Source organism: Pseudomonas sp. P5_B2 (assembly GCF_056400445.1).
This window is the reverse complement of record NZ_JBFULH010001492.1, coordinates 1-548: the sequence shown is the minus strand read 5'-3', so window position 1 is coordinate 548 and position 548 is coordinate 1. Positions and strand designations below refer to the sequence as shown.

The 548-nt window shown below is 53.1% G+C and carries 2 protein-coding genes; both read right to left on the bottom strand.

From position 1 onward, the window contains the following. On the bottom strand, positions 1–241 hold a 241-nt coding region (locus AC1DRJ_RS32010; RefSeq protein WP_477805614.1), incomplete at its 3' end, for an SIS domain-containing protein. A 77-nt stretch (positions 242–318) separates the two neighbouring features. Beyond that, positions 319–548 (bottom strand): aldehyde dehydrogenase family protein (locus AC1DRJ_RS32005; RefSeq protein WP_477805613.1); only part of this gene is annotated, 230 nt, incomplete at its 5' end.

The following is a 548-nucleotide window of genomic DNA, read 5'->3' as shown; positions in this document are numbered from 1 at the left end:
GATCACCATGAGCGGCCTCTGCGGGATGTATGTAGACAGCAGGGGTTCCCGTTGAACAAAGTGTCGCCGCGAATTTCTTCGCGATAAACCCCGCTTTGCCGATGCCTGTGATGATCAGTTTTCCCTCACAGGTTTTCATCAGTTCAATGGCTTGGTCGTAACGGTCGTCGATTTCAACACTGCTGATAGCCTTGGCTTCTGCAGCCAAAATGCCTTTAATTCTATTAAGTCTTTGGTTCATGGCGAGTGCCTCGCACCTTATAAGATTTATGCGGTGGTAGTCTCGGCCAGAAGCGTGTCTGGCCCAGCATCATGCTTTCAACCTGGTACTTCCCGAGAGCGCCAGACCATCATCTTCTCGACTTGCATTTCTTTCATGGTGTGCGGGATTCCGCCTACGCCATGACCGGACAACCGCGCTCCGGCGAACGGCATCCAGTCCACTCTGAACAGGGTGTTCTCATTGATCATGACGGCAGTGGCGTCGAGGTTTTGGTAACACTGCATGGCGGTGTCCAGATCCTGGGTGAACACAGCAGCCTGGAAGG